The sequence below is a fragment of the Pseudoalteromonas sp. SMS1 genome (genome assembly GCF_021530565.1).
In the GTDB taxonomy this organism is placed as follows: domain Bacteria; phylum Pseudomonadota; class Gammaproteobacteria; order Enterobacterales; family Alteromonadaceae; genus Pseudoalteromonas.
Genome location: NZ_JAKGBI010000016.1, coordinates 39,513 through 54,442, shown reverse-complemented (window position 1 = coordinate 54,442; position 14,930 = coordinate 39,513). Strand labels below are relative to the sequence as shown.

General features: G+C 41.0%; 14 protein-coding genes. 5 read left to right on the top strand and 9 right to left on the bottom strand.

All coding sequences use genetic code 11. The features are described from left to right. Positions 1-2 precede the first annotated feature (2 nt). Genes L1286_RS16840 through L1286_RS16830 form a run of 3 tightly spaced genes read left to right on the top strand, consistent with a single transcriptional unit; the run spans position 3 to position 2,409 of the window. Positions 3-1,334, top strand: coding sequence for a hypothetical protein (locus L1286_RS16840; RefSeq protein ID WP_235408209.1), 1,332 nt, complete (start codon positions 3-5; stop codon positions 1,332-1,334). A gap of 3 nt (positions 1,335-1,337) precedes the next feature. Further along, entirely contained in the window at positions 1,338-1,979 is a 642-nt protein-coding gene (locus L1286_RS16835; RefSeq protein ID WP_235408208.1) for a hypothetical protein, read from the top strand. Between the two features lie 13 nt (positions 1,980-1,992). Beyond that, positions 1,993-2,409 (top strand): hypothetical protein, encoded by a 417-nt coding sequence (locus L1286_RS16830; RefSeq protein WP_235408207.1) that lies wholly within the window; start codon positions 1,993-1,995, stop codon positions 2,407-2,409. Between the two features lie 165 nt (positions 2,410-2,574). Here the strand turns inward: L1286_RS16830 and L1286_RS16825 are convergent, their stop codons facing one another. Then, positions 2,575-3,840: a hypothetical protein gene (locus L1286_RS16825; protein ID WP_235408206.1), complete on the bottom strand. Its 1,266-nt coding sequence runs from the start codon at positions 3,838-3,840 to the stop codon at positions 2,575-2,577. Positions 3,841-4,006: 166 nt separating this feature from the next. Between L1286_RS16825 and L1286_RS16820 the strand changes: the two genes are divergently transcribed. Both L1286_RS16820 and L1286_RS16815 read left to right on the top strand, forming a co-directional pair. Further along, on the top strand, positions 4,007-4,684 hold the full coding sequence (locus tag L1286_RS16820; RefSeq protein ID WP_235408205.1) for a response regulator transcription factor: 678 nt from the start codon (positions 4,007-4,009) through the stop codon (positions 4,682-4,684). Continuing rightward, on the top strand, positions 4,677-6,011 hold the full coding sequence (locus L1286_RS16815; RefSeq protein ID WP_235408204.1) for a sensor histidine kinase: 1,335 nt from the start codon (positions 4,677-4,679) through the stop codon (positions 6,009-6,011). Before L1286_RS16820 ends, L1286_RS16815 begins: the two co-directional genes overlap by 8 nt. A 146-nt stretch (positions 6,012-6,157) precedes the next feature. Here L1286_RS16815 and L1286_RS16810 read toward each other — a convergent pair whose 3' ends face one another. The 8 genes from L1286_RS16810 to L1286_RS16775 form a co-directional block, all read right to left on the bottom strand. Further along, the gene (locus L1286_RS16810) at positions 6,158-6,502 is read right to left on the bottom strand and encodes a VOC family protein (RefSeq protein ID WP_235408203.1); all 345 of its coding nucleotides are present in this window, start codon (positions 6,500-6,502) and stop codon (positions 6,158-6,160) included. 120 nt (positions 6,503-6,622) lie between these two features. Next, on the bottom strand, positions 6,623-6,856 hold the full coding sequence (locus L1286_RS16805; RefSeq protein WP_235408202.1) for a YciI family protein: 234 nt from the start codon (positions 6,854-6,856) through the stop codon (positions 6,623-6,625). Between the two features lie 105 nt (positions 6,857-6,961). After that, positions 6,962-7,453: a DUF1579 domain-containing protein gene (locus L1286_RS16800; RefSeq protein ID WP_235408201.1), complete on the bottom strand. Its 492-nt coding sequence runs from the start codon at positions 7,451-7,453 to the stop codon at positions 6,962-6,964. 581 nt (positions 7,454-8,034) lie between these two features. Then, entirely contained in the window at positions 8,035-9,975 is a 1,941-nt protein-coding gene (locus tag L1286_RS16795; RefSeq protein ID WP_235408200.1) for an immunoglobulin-like domain-containing protein, read from the bottom strand. A 321-nt stretch (positions 9,976-10,296) separates the two neighbouring features. Beyond that, entirely contained in the window at positions 10,297-12,006 is a 1,710-nt protein-coding gene (locus tag L1286_RS16790; RefSeq protein WP_235408199.1) for an ATP-binding protein, read from the bottom strand. A 581-nt stretch (positions 12,007-12,587) separates the two neighbouring features. Then, the gene (locus L1286_RS16785; protein ID WP_235408198.1) at positions 12,588-13,478 is read right to left on the bottom strand and encodes a hypothetical protein; all 891 of its coding nucleotides are present in this window, start codon (positions 13,476-13,478) and stop codon (positions 12,588-12,590) included. Between the two features lie 368 nt (positions 13,479-13,846). Then, the gene (locus L1286_RS16780; protein WP_235408197.1) at positions 13,847-14,182 is read right to left on the bottom strand and encodes a hypothetical protein; all 336 of its coding nucleotides are present in this window, start codon (positions 14,180-14,182) and stop codon (positions 13,847-13,849) included. A 209-nt stretch (positions 14,183-14,391) separates the two neighbouring features. Continuing rightward, positions 14,392-14,739 carry a ribonuclease E inhibitor RraB gene (locus L1286_RS16775; protein WP_235408196.1) on the bottom strand — a complete coding sequence of 116 codons (348 nt, stop codon included), beginning with the start codon at positions 14,737-14,739 and terminating at the stop codon, positions 14,392-14,394. Positions 14,740-14,930: the final 191 nt, after the last annotated feature.

Sequence of the window (14,930 nt, the reverse complement as noted above, 5' to 3'; positions counted from 1 at the left end):
AAATGTACAAAACACTCTCCTCAATCGCTTTAATGGGCGCCTCTTTCACTGCTTTAGGTCAAGGTGTTGTTGAATTCCCTGCGCACGCTTACTTTGAAGAAATTAAGAAAAAGAGCATTCATGGTGTATACGAAACCATCAAAATACCAAAATCCAAAAAAAGAAAGATTAAGCTTCCAGCTGGCGAGTACAAATACAGAATATCGTTACAGTCATCATCATCTGATTTTGAGGGTGAAATAAACATCAAAGATGGTGAGAAATTCTATATTCACAATGCCATAACACCAGACAGAAAAAGAGTATTTTCTTGGCCATCGAAAAGCGAACCAAGAAGTGACGCTTTCAATATAGAGAGTAAAGCACATTTTTGTCGCGGCGTTTTTCAATACCCTTCTCCAGTTCAAGATTACAGTATAGATGCATGTATAGAGTTGAAAGAAAAGGAAAATGGTGTTGGTTATTTAGGTATGGGCTATATCTATGACAAAGGAATTGGAAAGCATGGCGCTAGCCGTGGTAAAGCCATCGAAAATTATACGGCTGCTTTCCAAAAAGGTGAACTAGAGGCGGCGGCTGCTAACTTTCTTATCGATAGAAATAGCGACCAAGCGTTAAAAATGCTTGATGAAGCAGCATCAAAGGGGAATCAGTGGGCAACTGAAATAGCAGCTTTACATTTCGCAAATTCAGACAAGCAGGAAGAGCTTGATAAAAGTCGCACCTATTCAATGACGCTCCTAGATAAAGGCATCGCTTCTGGCTATAAATCGTTAACTTGGATGCTAGTCAATGATGCAATAAAGAATGACTCACCAGCTATAGAAGCCGCTGCACACTTCAATTTATTTAGTCTTCACAGCCCTAGATTGGGTTACTACGAAAAAAACTTAAAAAAACACATCGAAACGCTGCTCTTGAGCTCTGATCTTGACAAAGTGAACGACAAAACTGTGGAACTAGCAAACCACTATTTAAGTAACGCCAATAAAATATATATCGACACATCAAAACTCAGCAAATATAAAGATCGAAAAGAACTGTCTATTTCAATTAACGATGACTTTTCGATGCCCATTAAGGATTTCTCCTCAGTCTATGTTTTGCCAGTTTCAAAGTTGGATGGATACTTCCGTGTAACGCTGAATGACAGCGAAGGCTTCTTGTCTGAAGATACATTTAAAGTAGCTGATTCATCGGGAGAGGTGTTCTGTACATTTATCAATGAGAGAGCGGATTCTATCGAAATGATAAAAGATACAGAAAATAACAATTGCGGTGTAGAGATTGAAAAAACGGTGTCAGCTTGGACACTTTTAAACCAGTATATGTAAAACATGAAAATATTATTAAATTCAGTATTACTTTTAATACTGCTGCTATTAGCTGGTTGCAAAACAACCGTCTCACAACTTCAAGATTCCGATCTGAATAAGCCAATTGAAAAAGGCTATGCGATCGGTATTATTAAAGTACGTGAATCGGACGCAGATTCGAGCAACACTGAAAAAAGCTTCTATATACATGAGCGACATAAGAGACGTGACGGTACGTATACTGATCCCGTGGTGCCTCTTTCTTCTGGCTCGACCATCATGACAAAAGATCATATTGCCATTTTCAAATTCAAATTGGCGACACGATCTATTGTGAGTGTCATCGCTTCTGCGAGCCACGTACACGACTCCCAAGGAGGAGAAAGCAATATTTTTGCGAGTGCATGTGGCGGCCCAGTCATCCCGCTGCAAGCATCATCGCAAGGGGTATACTACTTTGGAGAAATAACGTTCAAAGAATGGGTATCAGAAATTGGTGAATTGAAGTTTGATATTTCTGTCAACGACTCAACACAAGGTCTCGAGGCATCCCTTTCTGATGCTTACCCTTCGCTATCTTACAGCAGCATAAAAGTGGCGCCAGCAGAACTCGGCTGGGATAGTTCACAATGCCAACCTTCCACAACGATTATTTATATATAAGGTAGAATTAAACGTGAAATTGTTAGTAAAAGTGCTTACTACGGCATTGATGGCACTCGCCGTAACATCATGTGCAAACTTAAGCACCTATAAAAACTATAAGAACAAAAAGCTCAGTGACGATCTCGTGGCCAAGATTAGACCGAGTACAAAAAACTCGGTATTCACGCCTGGTATTGCTAGTGTTAGAAATACCAGCAGAGACGCGAGCGACAAAAAAACGAAAAGCGTTGGCGGAGCAATGGCGGGCTACCCAGTAAAAATGAATTTGCTACCCGGCAGATACGTCATTACATTTTATTGCTTCACAGGGAATACCTACGCTTTCCCGTCGGCGGAGGTAGTTGTTGAAGAAGGTAGCACCTACTACTCTCGATGTTTTAATGCACCAGAAGGTAAAGTGGGCGTCGAAGTTTACGAAGCAGAATAGCCTTAGCTGACCTCATACTTTTGAATACCAATAAAAGCTACTTCGACAGGTAGCTTTTATTTTCATCCCTCAATGCCTTCCCTGATAGGAAACTTATATGCGCACAGCAGTTGTATGGTTACCTACCTCCTACTTTTAGGACAACCAATCAGTATACACATTACATTAGTTGCTAGGGACATCGATTGTTGTATCTGAAAATTTCAATTTTTCTATCATCGTCAGTGTATTCTCTCCATCTCGATTATCCCGCATATCTTGAACAATTACGCGGTCATTTTCATTAGTAACGAGATATTCTGAAGAGGGGCCAGAAAATATCACCGTATTCTCTCCAGCGTTGCCTGTAATGTTATTGTCTAGCTGGTTAACAATCACGTTGCTATTATTGGTCCCTGTCAGCGTAACATCTTTCAAATACTGGGCGTGATGAGAATAAGGTAAATCAGTGTTTAAGCGCAGACTAAAGTCACCGATAAAACCCTCGTCTATTCTCGCGTTATAGGTTAAAAAAGGAGAGAAGAATTTATTGTCGAGCAACAGTGCACCGGACGCATCTTCATTGGCTATATCACCTCGAACTTTAGCAACATATATATCATACATGCCAGTTGTTACATGTTCGGTATTTGCGCCCCACAAGCCATAGTAAACATCAATAACAGCGGCTAGATATTCTTGAGAAAGGCTATTCTCTGCCGAGAGTTCAGCTATCCACTCCGGAGCGCCCATTCCCCATAAGTTATTTGACAAGGCATCGACCTGAGCTGCTCTAATTTCAGCTTGGAATGAAGGCAAAGCGCCAATGAAAGTGGCATTGTGATCTACACCAATACCATAGTCATGAACAAGGTGAAGGATCTCCTCAAAAGAGGCATCTCGATGCGTATAATCTTGTTCAATGTACCATGGATGTCCTTCTACTTGTATTTCGCCATAGTACAAAGGTTGACCGTCGAGTTCAGCAGCTTTATTAGTGCCATCATCCACCCCATTTAACAACATCAAAACAGCACCGTTTTCAGACATTTTATTCGCCACGGCGCCTTTATCTGCACCATACTCAGACCCAGGTAAAGGCGCTAAAAAGTGCATTAAAATAGAGCGTGCCCGAACAATTTGATTATCGGTAACTTGATTCTGAGCAACAATATGTATTGCCATACCATTCGGCGTGTCCACTTTGGTATATCTATTAAAGTGCAGAGCTTCGGTGTAAGTCTCTTTAAGTGTGGCAGGTAGTTCGCTTATTCCTAACGCCAAAGTCTGTGCGGAAAGTCCTTTAGAACCGCTATTCTCAGTCTTTATCGTCGCTGTTTCGGTTGTTGCAGATTTGACTGCCGCTACCTCTGAGGTTGAACTCGAATTACACCCCATTAAAATTGAAAGAGTGGGTATGAGTAAGAAAAAATTAAAATAAGCAGGTTTCATGGGTTGTCCTCTTGCTGACATTCAAGAGGGATCTTACAAGACTCCTTTTCACCACGGGGTAAGCCTATGTAAGCAAGCAGGTGGTTTGTAAGCGTTTGTAAGCACGGCTAAAAAATTCGCTATAATCAGTACAATGTTAACTACTATTTTCCTGCCGTTTTAAACTATGCATATATTAATTATTGAAGATGATAAAGAAATTGCTCGCTTGACCGAAATGTACCTTCAGAGTGAGGGCTATCAAACGACAATTGTGGATCATGGTAGTGAGGCTGTCTCTACAATTAAAGCATTAACACCCGATCTCGTTTTATTAGATTTAATGCTACCAGGGGTAGATGGGTTTGATATTTGCAAAGAGGCTCGCGCATTTTACTCTGGCCCTATTATCGTGCTAACCGCAAGAGAGGACGAAATTAGTGAGGTAAGTTTGCTAAAATTGGGGGCTGACGACTACCTAAGAAAGCCCGCAAAGCCTCATATAATGTCAGCAAGAATAGAAGCTTTATTACGCAGAACAAATACCAATTCAGAAAAAACAGTTCATATTTTATCAAATACAGTAGCCATCAATAGTGACACCTTGTCGGTCACATTGAATGATGAAACTATCGATTTAACGACTTCTGAATTTGATTTATTAACGCTTTTAGCAAGTAAAAAAGGACAAGTAGTATCACGGGAAGATTGTATTAAAGCACTCAGAGGTATCAGTTATGATATCTCCGATCGCTCAATAGATATGCGTATATCAGGACTTAGAAAAAAATTCAATGACGAAAAACCACCATATAAAATCATCAAGACAATACGTAACAAAGGGTACATGCTAGTCAATGAATAGTTCAATTTCACCCTACTTTACTCGGATATATGGCGCTCTGTTTCTGGCAATCTTCACAAGTGTTTTTCTGACTTTTTTTATTTTAGATAAATGGAATGAACATGATGCACTTGAGGACTTTGTAGCCGACACCCTATTCGTCATGAACCTATTGGAGAATCAAAGGAAAGCGGACAAAGTCCAAGCCAGCGTGTTCTATAACAATCTCAATAGCGAACTATACCCTTTTGATATTGAGTGGTTGGACTCTACGAGCATCGAACAATCATGCAGTGACTGCTTTTACTTAACCAAGCATAAAGGCATTGACGTCTATGAGTTTAATACAGGTGAGTTAGTGTCAATTCACGCAATAGCAAACACATCTGCTCAGTTAGTTATTAAAGATAAATTATCCAAATCTGAGGGTTTTTATCATGGCCTGCACTCAGAGACTTTCGATATTGAAGCGTACTCCATGCTCATTCTATTGATAGTGATTGTGGTGGTCATTGGCCTCGTGTTATATCTCCCTATCCGGAAGCTTCAAAAAGAAATAGATCATCTCAATCATATGAGCTATCAGATTGGTAAAGGTAATTTGAAAACACAAGTAAAGCCTTTATCCGAACCCCTCACCTTATTGGCAAAAACTTTTAATAACATGGCGTTATCTTTGTCTGCCAAAGTAAATGAAAGTCAAATTTTCGCGCAGGCAGTGCCACATGAGCTTAGGACGCCACTGAGTAGAATACAGCTAGCCACTGGCATTCTAAGAAATAAGTCCACTAGCAAAGAACAATTAGCCTTAATCGATAATATTGACCAATACATCACCGATATAGACGAACTATGTTCTCAAGTTATCCAATTTTCAAAATTGAATATTCAAGCAAGCACAGAGCAAGGAGAAGCGTTTAGTCTAAACCATTTTGTCACGTGCAGAGTCTCGAAGCTGTCACTGAACGAAACAATTTGTGTCGATGTGAACTTCACCGAAGAAATAACCGTAGATTATAACGCGGCTAACCTTCGGTTAATCATTGATAACGTATTAAAAAATGCTGTTCAACATGCACAAAAAAGCGTCACTCTGAAAGTATGTAGAATTACGACATCAATTGAAATTACCATAGAAGACGACGGTGAAGGTATCCCAATTGAAGATTACGACACCGTCTTCATCCCGTACGCTCGGTTAGATGATAGCCGTACAAGAAAAACTGGCGGCATAGGGCTGGGTTTAGCAATTGCTAAAAGTGCAGTAAATCAACTTGGTGGAGAAATAAGTGTGACAAATTCAAGCTCAAATGGTGCTATTTTCAAAATAACACTGCCAACCTCGTAACGCATGTTCAAGTTTCTAGTACGCTCCCCATGGTCGCTAATCACACACAGTTGATAGCTCGTTAAAACATCCGCATTTTTCGCGCTATTATTGGGCGTCATGAGCCTCGGCACATTGCCCTCACTAAGCCATGTGTGCAACTCACCCTAAAGTTGCCACAACCCTTGCTCTACACCGCCTAAAATGTATATTGCGAATAGGCCTTTGCTAGGTATGTCTAGCGGTGCGACCGCGATTTCAGCCCCTTTAGATTGAACCTCTAATACAGCTTGTTCAATATTTTCAACCAACCAATATGGACGTATCACTGGCGCTTCATTCTCACGTAACGGTGCTCGAACACCAATGATGCACCCATCAGCTAAGACACATGTTTTTGCCCCGCCCAGTAGTGGATCACTCGGTGAAAAGTTAACGCCATGTGCGAGCTCGTAGCTCTCACAAACGAGGTCAACATCCAGCGAAACGATTTCAAGATAATGTACTTTCATATTATGACTAAGATAAATGGTTATGGCAGTAAAATTGAGTATAACCCAACGCCGCACCAAACTGGTTGCACGTTGGGCAATATCAATTAGCGTAGTGTACGCCTTGTATTCATGCGACGCTTAGTCGATTAAAAAGGATAAACGCGCATCACATTTGGAGGGGGTTAACTCTATGATCTCAGGCACAACAATCTGCTCTATTACAAATGGGTCTTCGGCAATAATCCTTTCCAATGCATCTCGCGTAATATCAGTGGCGATGATCCCACCCCCAGCACAGGATTGAAGACTGCCAGAGAGGATAAATACGCCTTTTTCAAACCATGTTTCGAGCCACATTTTATGGCCTGCCATATGATCCTTTGCCCGCGACCTATTATCTGAAAATTTCAATTGAATAATAAACACAGTATATCTCCTTTAATGTATGTTGCTAGGGCACAACCAGATTCATAGTGACTAAGCGCATTTCGTGAATACCATACGCCAGTTCGTTTCCCATGTCTCGCCATTGTCTTTAGAAAAAGCCTGCTCCCATGTCGGTCTATGCGGATGAGTTGCATTCCAAATAAACCTGACTTTGATAGGCTCGCCTTGCAATGTGTCTTGGGCGTAAAAATGGCCAATACCATCGACAAAACTGCCAATAACGGGCGCATCTAATGCGTGAGGATTACGCCCATCTAACCACCAAATTGACCACGCTTTCGTCTCTGGGTTATAAGAGCGAATGGCCTTCGCCCTCACGCTGGCGTCAGGGTAGTGTAGATGGTTATCTTCAACATTGCCGAATCCACCTAATGTTTTAACCGTGGCAGAATCCCCTTTAAATTCAACCCATTCATTACAGTCATCTAGAATACGCTTCAAACGGCGGTGTACTACATTCCAGTGGCCAATAATAAAGTCAAAATCGTTTGGCGCTGCTGGATCGAAATCACTTAACATCATTAATCCTTTATTGTTTTGAATATTAAAATACAATAACACACTGTATATATAAACAGTTATATTATTTCAGGTAAATGAAAATTCAGACAATCAGAACATGACTTATGGCTAAAATCAGTTGTACCTCAGGAAAAACGGTTTTTAAATGGTCTGTGCCAAGTTGAGCAGTGCACAGATATCGCAGCGTGCTTTTCTTACAGGGTTAGTACGTTGACACTACGCTAAAAATCGTCGTAGTTAATTGTGACCAATAGTGCAGAGATAAGCATGTCATTTACGAAAATAACGACATTCAGTCCAGAAACGTTTCCACCACTACTCAAAAAGGGATTTCAAGTTTAAATAACAGCAAACGAACTGCAACCAAACCTGTGGTAACACATCAAAACACCTAGATAGAGTATTACTTAAACGTCATTTAGAGAGTGTATGGGCAAGTTAGTCTTTATCCACAGGCAGCATGATATACAGCGAGCAGAGATTAACAGGTATAGATATATAAACTAAAAAATTGAAACGCCCGCTTGAGCGGGCGTTTATAGGCATTAGGTATAACTCAAGTGCACGCTGTGCACCATTATCTACTCAGCTTCTCTGATTAATCTAAACCCTTTTTTAGCATTGGAACCGTAGTTACTTTCTCTCACGTTACATGCGATTTGGCCTGCAAAATTTTCTACATCACCACCTTTAAGCTGAGGATATATAACCCCAAACTCATCAGCGCGCAGTTCACCCACCATCTCCCATACATTGCCGCTCATATCATAAATCCCCCAGGCATTCGGGATTTTAGTGGCAACTTTTTGCACGGCAAGTTCTGGCGTATTACTCGAATACCAACTGTAGTTGTGCAAGGGTATGTCGTAAATGGTAGGGTTCGTAATTGGGCCATTTTCTGAGTTAACGTTTGGAAATTCACCCGAGCTTCCAGCTAAACATGCATATGTCCACTCATCTTTTGTCGGTAAACGATAAATGCCCTCTCCGCGAGCATTAAGCGCATCGATAAACGCTATGATATCCTCTCCCGTCTCATTTTGTGCTGGGAAGGTATCACCTTCACCTTTAAACTGCATGTTTGTCACTTCAGTAGTTTGCATATAATAAGGCTTGGTAATGTTGATCGTATAAGGACTACCATCCACGTTAATTGTCACCGTTCCCGCGGGCACTAATACAAATGACATTCCCTGCGAATTGACTAAATCCGGTGCGGCATTTACAGAAACAAGCCTTTCTATCTCTGCGTGATTGCCAGAAGAGTCCACCACTGAATAAGCAATTTTATATACACCAACGGCTGTGCTATCCACAACACCGTTCACAACAAGCTTATCCGCAAGATCACCGTCAACATTGTCAGTGACTGTCACACCCAAATCGTCATAGTTCTCACCGACATTTAGATTGACGATTTGTTCACCCAACAACGTGATAACGGGTGCAGTACTGTCTACCACACTCACTTTACGCTGCGCAGTTCCTTGGTTCCCTGAATTGTCAGATGCAGTATAAGTAATAGTATACTCACCCAGTACTGAAGTATTAACCGAGCCTGATAACTCTATCGTGTTTGTGACATTGCCTTCAAAAGCATCATAGGCAGTCGCGCCCTTCTCAACATATACACCACCAAATTCGATTTCTGATTCAGATCGGCCACTTAAACTAACAACCGGCGCCACTCTGTCTACCACTTTTACAGTTCTAATTTTTGACGCTGAATTACCGTTTCTATCAGTCACCGCATATGAGAGTTCATAATCTCCCAGTTCTCTCCAATTGACTTCACCACTGATTGTCAATAATGGCGTGATGTTTCCGTCCGCGTTGTCAATTGCCGAAGCGCCCATCTCTACATATTCTTGATCAACATCGTGTATGTATACTTCTTCGCCCGTCAATGTAATAACGGGCGCAACTCGATCCACGACTTTAATGAGTCTTTCTGTCTTGGCAGTGTTGCCGCTGTCATCTGCCACTGAATAAACTAAGGTATAGTTACCTAAAAGCGCCGTATTAACTTCGCCAGAAATGACAACTTTTGAAGAGATGTCACCTTCTGCGTTATCCTGTGCTTGTGCCCCCGCTTCTTGATACACATCCCCCGCATCTAAGGTGACCGTTTGGTCTCCAACCAAAGTGATTTCAGGTGCGACTTCATCAACAACATTGACGACTCTGTCCAAACTCGCTTTGTTCCCAGATTTGTCTGATGCTGTGTAAGTAATAATATATTCGCCAACTTTTGCTGTATTAACAGTACCCGAAATTGTAACATCCACAACAAGGTCGACATCATCGATAGCTGCCGCACCTAACTCTTTGTATTCTTCGTGTATACCCACTTCTGTTTCGGGTTGACCACTGAGCAGAATCACAGGCGCTTTTGTATCTTTTGGTGTAGGTTCTGTTACACCCCCATTGTCATCATTGACTTTTTCACCATCGTTACTGCCGCCACAGCCCGTTAGCAATAAAGCGGTCAATAAGCATACTGAAATTTTAGAATTATCCATAATTTCCCTTGTTAGTTATGTGAATTCAATATTAGTCTGAATTGTAACAACACTGCTTGCGTGTGTAAGTGTAATAATTGATTGAATTTTATCCACTTTCAGATGTCACATTCTAGTATCGTTATTATATATACCGACATTATGAATATTATAATAAGTAGTACAAACCCATCATAAAATTGTCAGGCAACTTGATGTAGATTGGATTATCTGTGTGCGTGCATAATAGGTCAATGAAATAACGTCAAACACAGCTAGCAAACTTGAGCTCACAATTTACATACACGAAAACGTGCTACGGCACATTTTCGTGTATGTAAATTAATGAATTATGCGTGCGATTACGTGATACAAAGTGATCATTTTCACCGGCTTGCCAATGTGGCTAACAAAACCTAAGCGTTCATAAGCCTTGATGTCCTGTGGCATGACGTTGGCTGTTAGCGCGATGACCGGTACACTTGGGTCCAATTTTTGGATGTGTGTATAGGCTTCAACACCATCCATTTCAGGCATCTGTATATCCATGAGTACCAAATCATAGCGGTTGCTTTCAAAGGCTTGTACTGCCATCAGTCCATTTTCTACTACGTCTAATTTAGCCCCTGTTTTTTCCAGCATTTTTTTAATAACCAATTGATTAATCTGGTTATCTTCTGCGATCAATATATTCAAATTACCAAAGTCGGGGATCCCTTCATTATTGACGTCTTGTTTTAGACTCGCTAAGGAAGCTTGCTGAAATGGCAGTGTTATGCAAATACGGGTTCCTTTACCGACTTCACTTTCGAGCTCAATCACTCCTTTCATTAATGTCACTAAGCTGTCTGATATCGCCAAGCCAAGACCTGTGCCTCCGTACTTACGAGTGGTCGAAGAGTCAGCCTGCTCGAAGCGATTGAAAATCGATTTTTGCGTCTTTTCATCCATTCCAATACCGGTGTCGGACACGACCAGACATAGCGCTGATTGCCCTTGATATTGTACGGTTTTCACGTCAATTTTTATGCCGCCAGATTCCGTAAACTTGACGGCATTAGAGGCTAAATTCAATAAGATCTGCCTAACTCTGACCGAGTCCCCCAACCAACCTAAGTTGAGGTCTTGTTCAAAGTTTGCAGTCAAAGAGATCGACTTTTTTTGAGCGTCACCAGCTAAATCAGATATCACTGAATCAACCGCTTCTTGAATTGAAAAAGGCGCTACTTCAAGCACTAACCTATGCGCCTCAATTTTCGAAAAATCCAGAATATCATTAATCACTGTTAGCAGCGAATCTGCGGAATAGATCGCTTTAGACACTAAATGCTTAGACTCTTTATTTAAGTTATCTTGCTCAATAATCTGAAGCGCGCCAAGAATGCCATTCATCGGTGTACGTATTTCATGGCTCATATTTGCTAAAAATTCGCTTTTTGCTTTTGAAGCTTGCTCAGCTTTGACTTTCGCTTCAATAAGCGCTTGATTTTGCTTTAGCATTTTGTCTCTTGAGCGTTTCAGCTGCCCAGAGTATTTCCGGTTAAAGAAGCCGACATTGCAACAATACAAATACACACTTGAGGCCGCAACAATTTTAGTCACCAAAGGGGATTGCTCAACAAATTCAAATCCAAATAACACCCCGCCCAACATGCAGCCTAGCCCAAGTGCCCCCGTTCCGAGGTAATATCTTTTGATACCGCCCAGAATGAGGCTGTTTAAAGAATTTACGATTAATAAAGCAAAGACAACCCAGATCTGAAACCCTGTTGCAGCACACCACATGCCGTAAAATAGTGCATCCAGATACAAGTTTATATACTCGGCACCAGCGCGCTCGCCATTAAGCTTACTTTGCCAACGCGCAAGGTGTGGCCAAATGGCGCAATTTAAAAAGATACAAACGCCAATTACTAAAGTTAGGTCATTGTAAAATGTACCAATCAGCATAATTGCCATGAGTATGCAGCCAATAATACGCGGCGCATAATTCAGCTTGCTAAGCGATGGTTTTGGTTTTAGTGTCTCTTTAGAATGTGTGGCGGACGTCATGTCAAAGGCTTTAATCCAAGCGCAGCTAATCTTTTAACTTTATACACCAAAAAGCAGGTTTTTATTTATTTTTTAAACGAATAAGTTAAAAAATTGCAAGTATTTATGCTTTTCGCCACCTGCGCTTTTGCAAATAACGCAAACAAAGTCATAGTCCTATACATACAACAATATCAGGGCCCCATAATAGGACTAAAGAACATGACTTTTGCGTCCCTATTATTTATCACTAATATGAAGATCAGCGTTTCGACCTCTTTGACATCATCCCACAAGAAGTAAGGCTCATCCGGTGAAATTAATGCGTTTGCAACGCAGGTGTTTGTCATGCTCTCTTTGTTCAACCACAACGAGGCTTTGTCGTTGTACTCAATTGCGCTAGATTAACGCAAGGTATACTATCCCGCATGCCTGCATCAGCAGTGACATTAAAACTAATTCATAAAGACATGAGACGCACAATGGTAAGTACGACCAAACATTACTTCGTGCTCTGCTCCCAAAGTCATGGGGTGATAATAAAATTCAGTATATACAAAAGCGCTCGACCTATTTCACCAAGCGCTTTAACCAGTACTAACCTAAATTTTAGGCCTGAGCCCTTCAATGACTTGGGCATCTACCCAATAACTTTTTCCGACCCAATTTTGACTACCATCATCTTGCACTACCCAGTCTCCTCGCGAGAAAAACAGATATTTGCCATCATGTGTCACGCGAGGGGAGCTTTCACTTAAGTGAGTGTTTATGTGTGATCCCATATTCATCGCAGGGAGCCAATTACCTTTTTTGTCTTTAAAACTGATGTAAATATCAGATTTTCCATGCCCATCCGCTCGCACAACATCCCACATTAAATAAGACTCATCCGGCGCAATATACGGATGCGCAATCCATTCTCCCTGATTAATTTGAGCACCTAATTTGATGGGGCTCTGATATTCTCCATCAATCAAACGAGAATACCCTAAATTACCTTTGCCATTGTCTGCTTTTTTAAAGAATGGAAAAAAATATGTCCCATGCGCTGATATTGACACTCCATGTCCCTGTTCTTTTAAAAACTTCCCTTGCCTTTTAGGTTCAGACCACCCTATTTTTGTTTTTTCTCTGTACCACTTTCCGCCATACATCATACTGCCATCAGGCGTAAACTGTGGCCACCTGATTGCTGACTCTGAAACCTCCCCCCAACGACCATGCTCATATCGAATCACAAAAAATACGCGCTCTTTATACTTGCCGTTTTTTCTTGTGAAATAAAATTCCTTCATATCTGGCGAAAACACCCCACCTTCAAATCGACCGTCTGGTGACACTACTTTTGGGTCAAAAAGCGTTGGTTTTAACCCCGGTGGCGTTTCACCAAAATAATGCTGTTTTGCGCTAACGGGGACATCCTTCGCATAAGTATTACCGTTCACTGTCATCGCTGACAGCAGCAAACAAGCAGACATATAAATCCGATTCATAGTTCACCTTAATTGTTATATCAATACGTTAAATCTTTTTAGTGATGTGACGCAGAGGTCAAGCTCACTGTAATCGAGGTGGTAAATAAAGACCTGACGTCATCATGATTTTGCAATGAATTGATACTGATAAATAATAAAACGCCTAGAAACCTGAGAGATGAAGGAAGGGGAATTTTTGTTAAAAAGAGCAAAAAGATGAAATTATAACCTTTCTAATCATGTGGTTATAATTGAATAAATGTATCAAACATCAGCCCAAAGTGTTTTGTGCACTGAAACTCACAATGACCTTTGTTCGGCTCACAACACACAGCACGCTGTTTTGACTAACTATTGTGTGTTATGAACCAAGAAAGTTAGACTGACTAAGCCCCTGTCAAATCATAAATATAAGAGGCATGGAGGCCATAAAAAATACAGGGCGTTAAGACCACACTGGCTAAGATAAATACCTTAGTGAGCAACTTGTTGTTCCTGTCCCTCACTAATTTAAGTCCAAATGCGGCAATGATAAGAAGCGGTAGCAAATAGTGAATTCTAATTAATGGCATTAGAACAAAGAGTCGCTTAACTTCTATGGACATTGTTAAATCATAGGCTTCTATCATGATAGGTGCCCCAATAAACACACCAATAACCAATGTAGTGATGTATAAAACGATTAGGAACCACCAAGGTGTGGATTCTACAAATTTGATCATATTTATGTGCACTTAACGCCGTAATACAAGGCATATAAAAGCTTGACTAGAACTAACTCGGTTTGCGCGTCAGCCAAGCTTTAGACGCGGCAACCTTCTCTTCCGTCGTATTTTACAACTTTTGCCACTGCAAGATATAGCAATTAATGTATAGTTTTGGATAAACATAGCAATATATGAGCAATTTTTATTGCGCTTAGGAGGATCCTTTAGCCACCGCAAGGGCTACACACCGCCCAAGAATTGCAAAACCCGCCCATATCGGTGACGATATCGCTCAGCCTTTTTTGCTCTTGCGTAACAAACTCATGGGTCACTTTACTTTTGGCGGTAAACAGCACATGGCCAGGTAGTTCGTCCTCGACATTTGGTTCAATGTAATCTACCTCAGGAAGTTTATTTTCGATTTCTTTTTGCTGCGCTTCAGTCAAAGGCCATGACGCGAACTCTACATAAAACTCAATGTTGTGAATCGCCTTAAAATCAAAGTCTCTTTCAGCCAAAATACGTAACATCTCGCCATCAGCATCCGATGGCCAACTGCTTGTTTCAGTCATCAATCAATTCTCTATCATTTACACATACATTATCTAGTCGATTGACGACGCCTTAGATTTACTATTTTTTTGCTCTTTCTGAGCATGACCATGAACTTTTGGCCAACACAAAGCCAAAAGTGTACGTTTAGATGGATTTAGGGAGTGTGTATGACACTGCAATTACCGTTCACTGGATGGGATAACAGATT

Coding starts and splice junctions, on each gene's coding strand:
- L1286_RS16840 (WP_235408209.1), top strand. CDS start 3: ATGTACAAAACACTCTCCTCAATCGCTTTAATGGGCGCCTCTTTCACT.
- L1286_RS16835 (WP_235408208.1), top strand. CDS start 1,338: ATGAAAATATTATTAAATTCAGTATTACTTTTAATACTGCTGCTATTA.
- L1286_RS16825 (WP_235408206.1), bottom strand. CDS start 3,840: ATGAAACCTGCTTATTTTAATTTTTTCTTACTCATACCCACTCTTTCA.
- L1286_RS16820 (WP_235408205.1), top strand. CDS start 4,007: ATGCATATATTAATTATTGAAGATGATAAAGAAATTGCTCGCTTGACC.
- L1286_RS16815 (WP_235408204.1), top strand. CDS start 4,677: ATGAATAGTTCAATTTCACCCTACTTTACTCGGATATATGGCGCTCTG.
- L1286_RS16810 (WP_235408203.1), bottom strand. CDS start 6,502: ATGAAAGTACATTATCTTGAAATCGTTTCGCTGGATGTTGACCTCGTT.
- L1286_RS16805 (WP_235408202.1), bottom strand. CDS start 6,856: ATGGCAGGCCATAAAATGTGGCTCGAAACATGGTTTGAAAAAGGCGTA.
- L1286_RS16800 (WP_235408201.1), bottom strand. CDS start 7,453: ATGATGTTAAGTGATTTCGATCCAGCAGCGCCAAACGATTTTGACTTT.
- L1286_RS16795 (WP_235408200.1), bottom strand. CDS start 9,975: ATGGATAATTCTAAAATTTCAGTATGCTTATTGACCGCTTTATTGCTA.
- L1286_RS16790 (WP_235408199.1), bottom strand. CDS start 12,006: ATGACGTCCGCCACACATTCTAAAGAGACACTAAAACCAAAACCATCG.
- L1286_RS16785 (WP_235408198.1), bottom strand. CDS start 13,478: ATGAATCGGATTTATATGTCTGCTTGTTTGCTGCTGTCAGCGATGACA.
- L1286_RS16780 (WP_235408197.1), bottom strand. CDS start 14,182: ATGATCAAATTTGTAGAATCCACACCTTGGTGGTTCCTAATCGTTTTA.
- L1286_RS16775 (WP_235408196.1), bottom strand. CDS start 14,739: ATGACTGAAACAAGCAGTTGGCCATCGGATGCTGATGGCGAGATGTTA.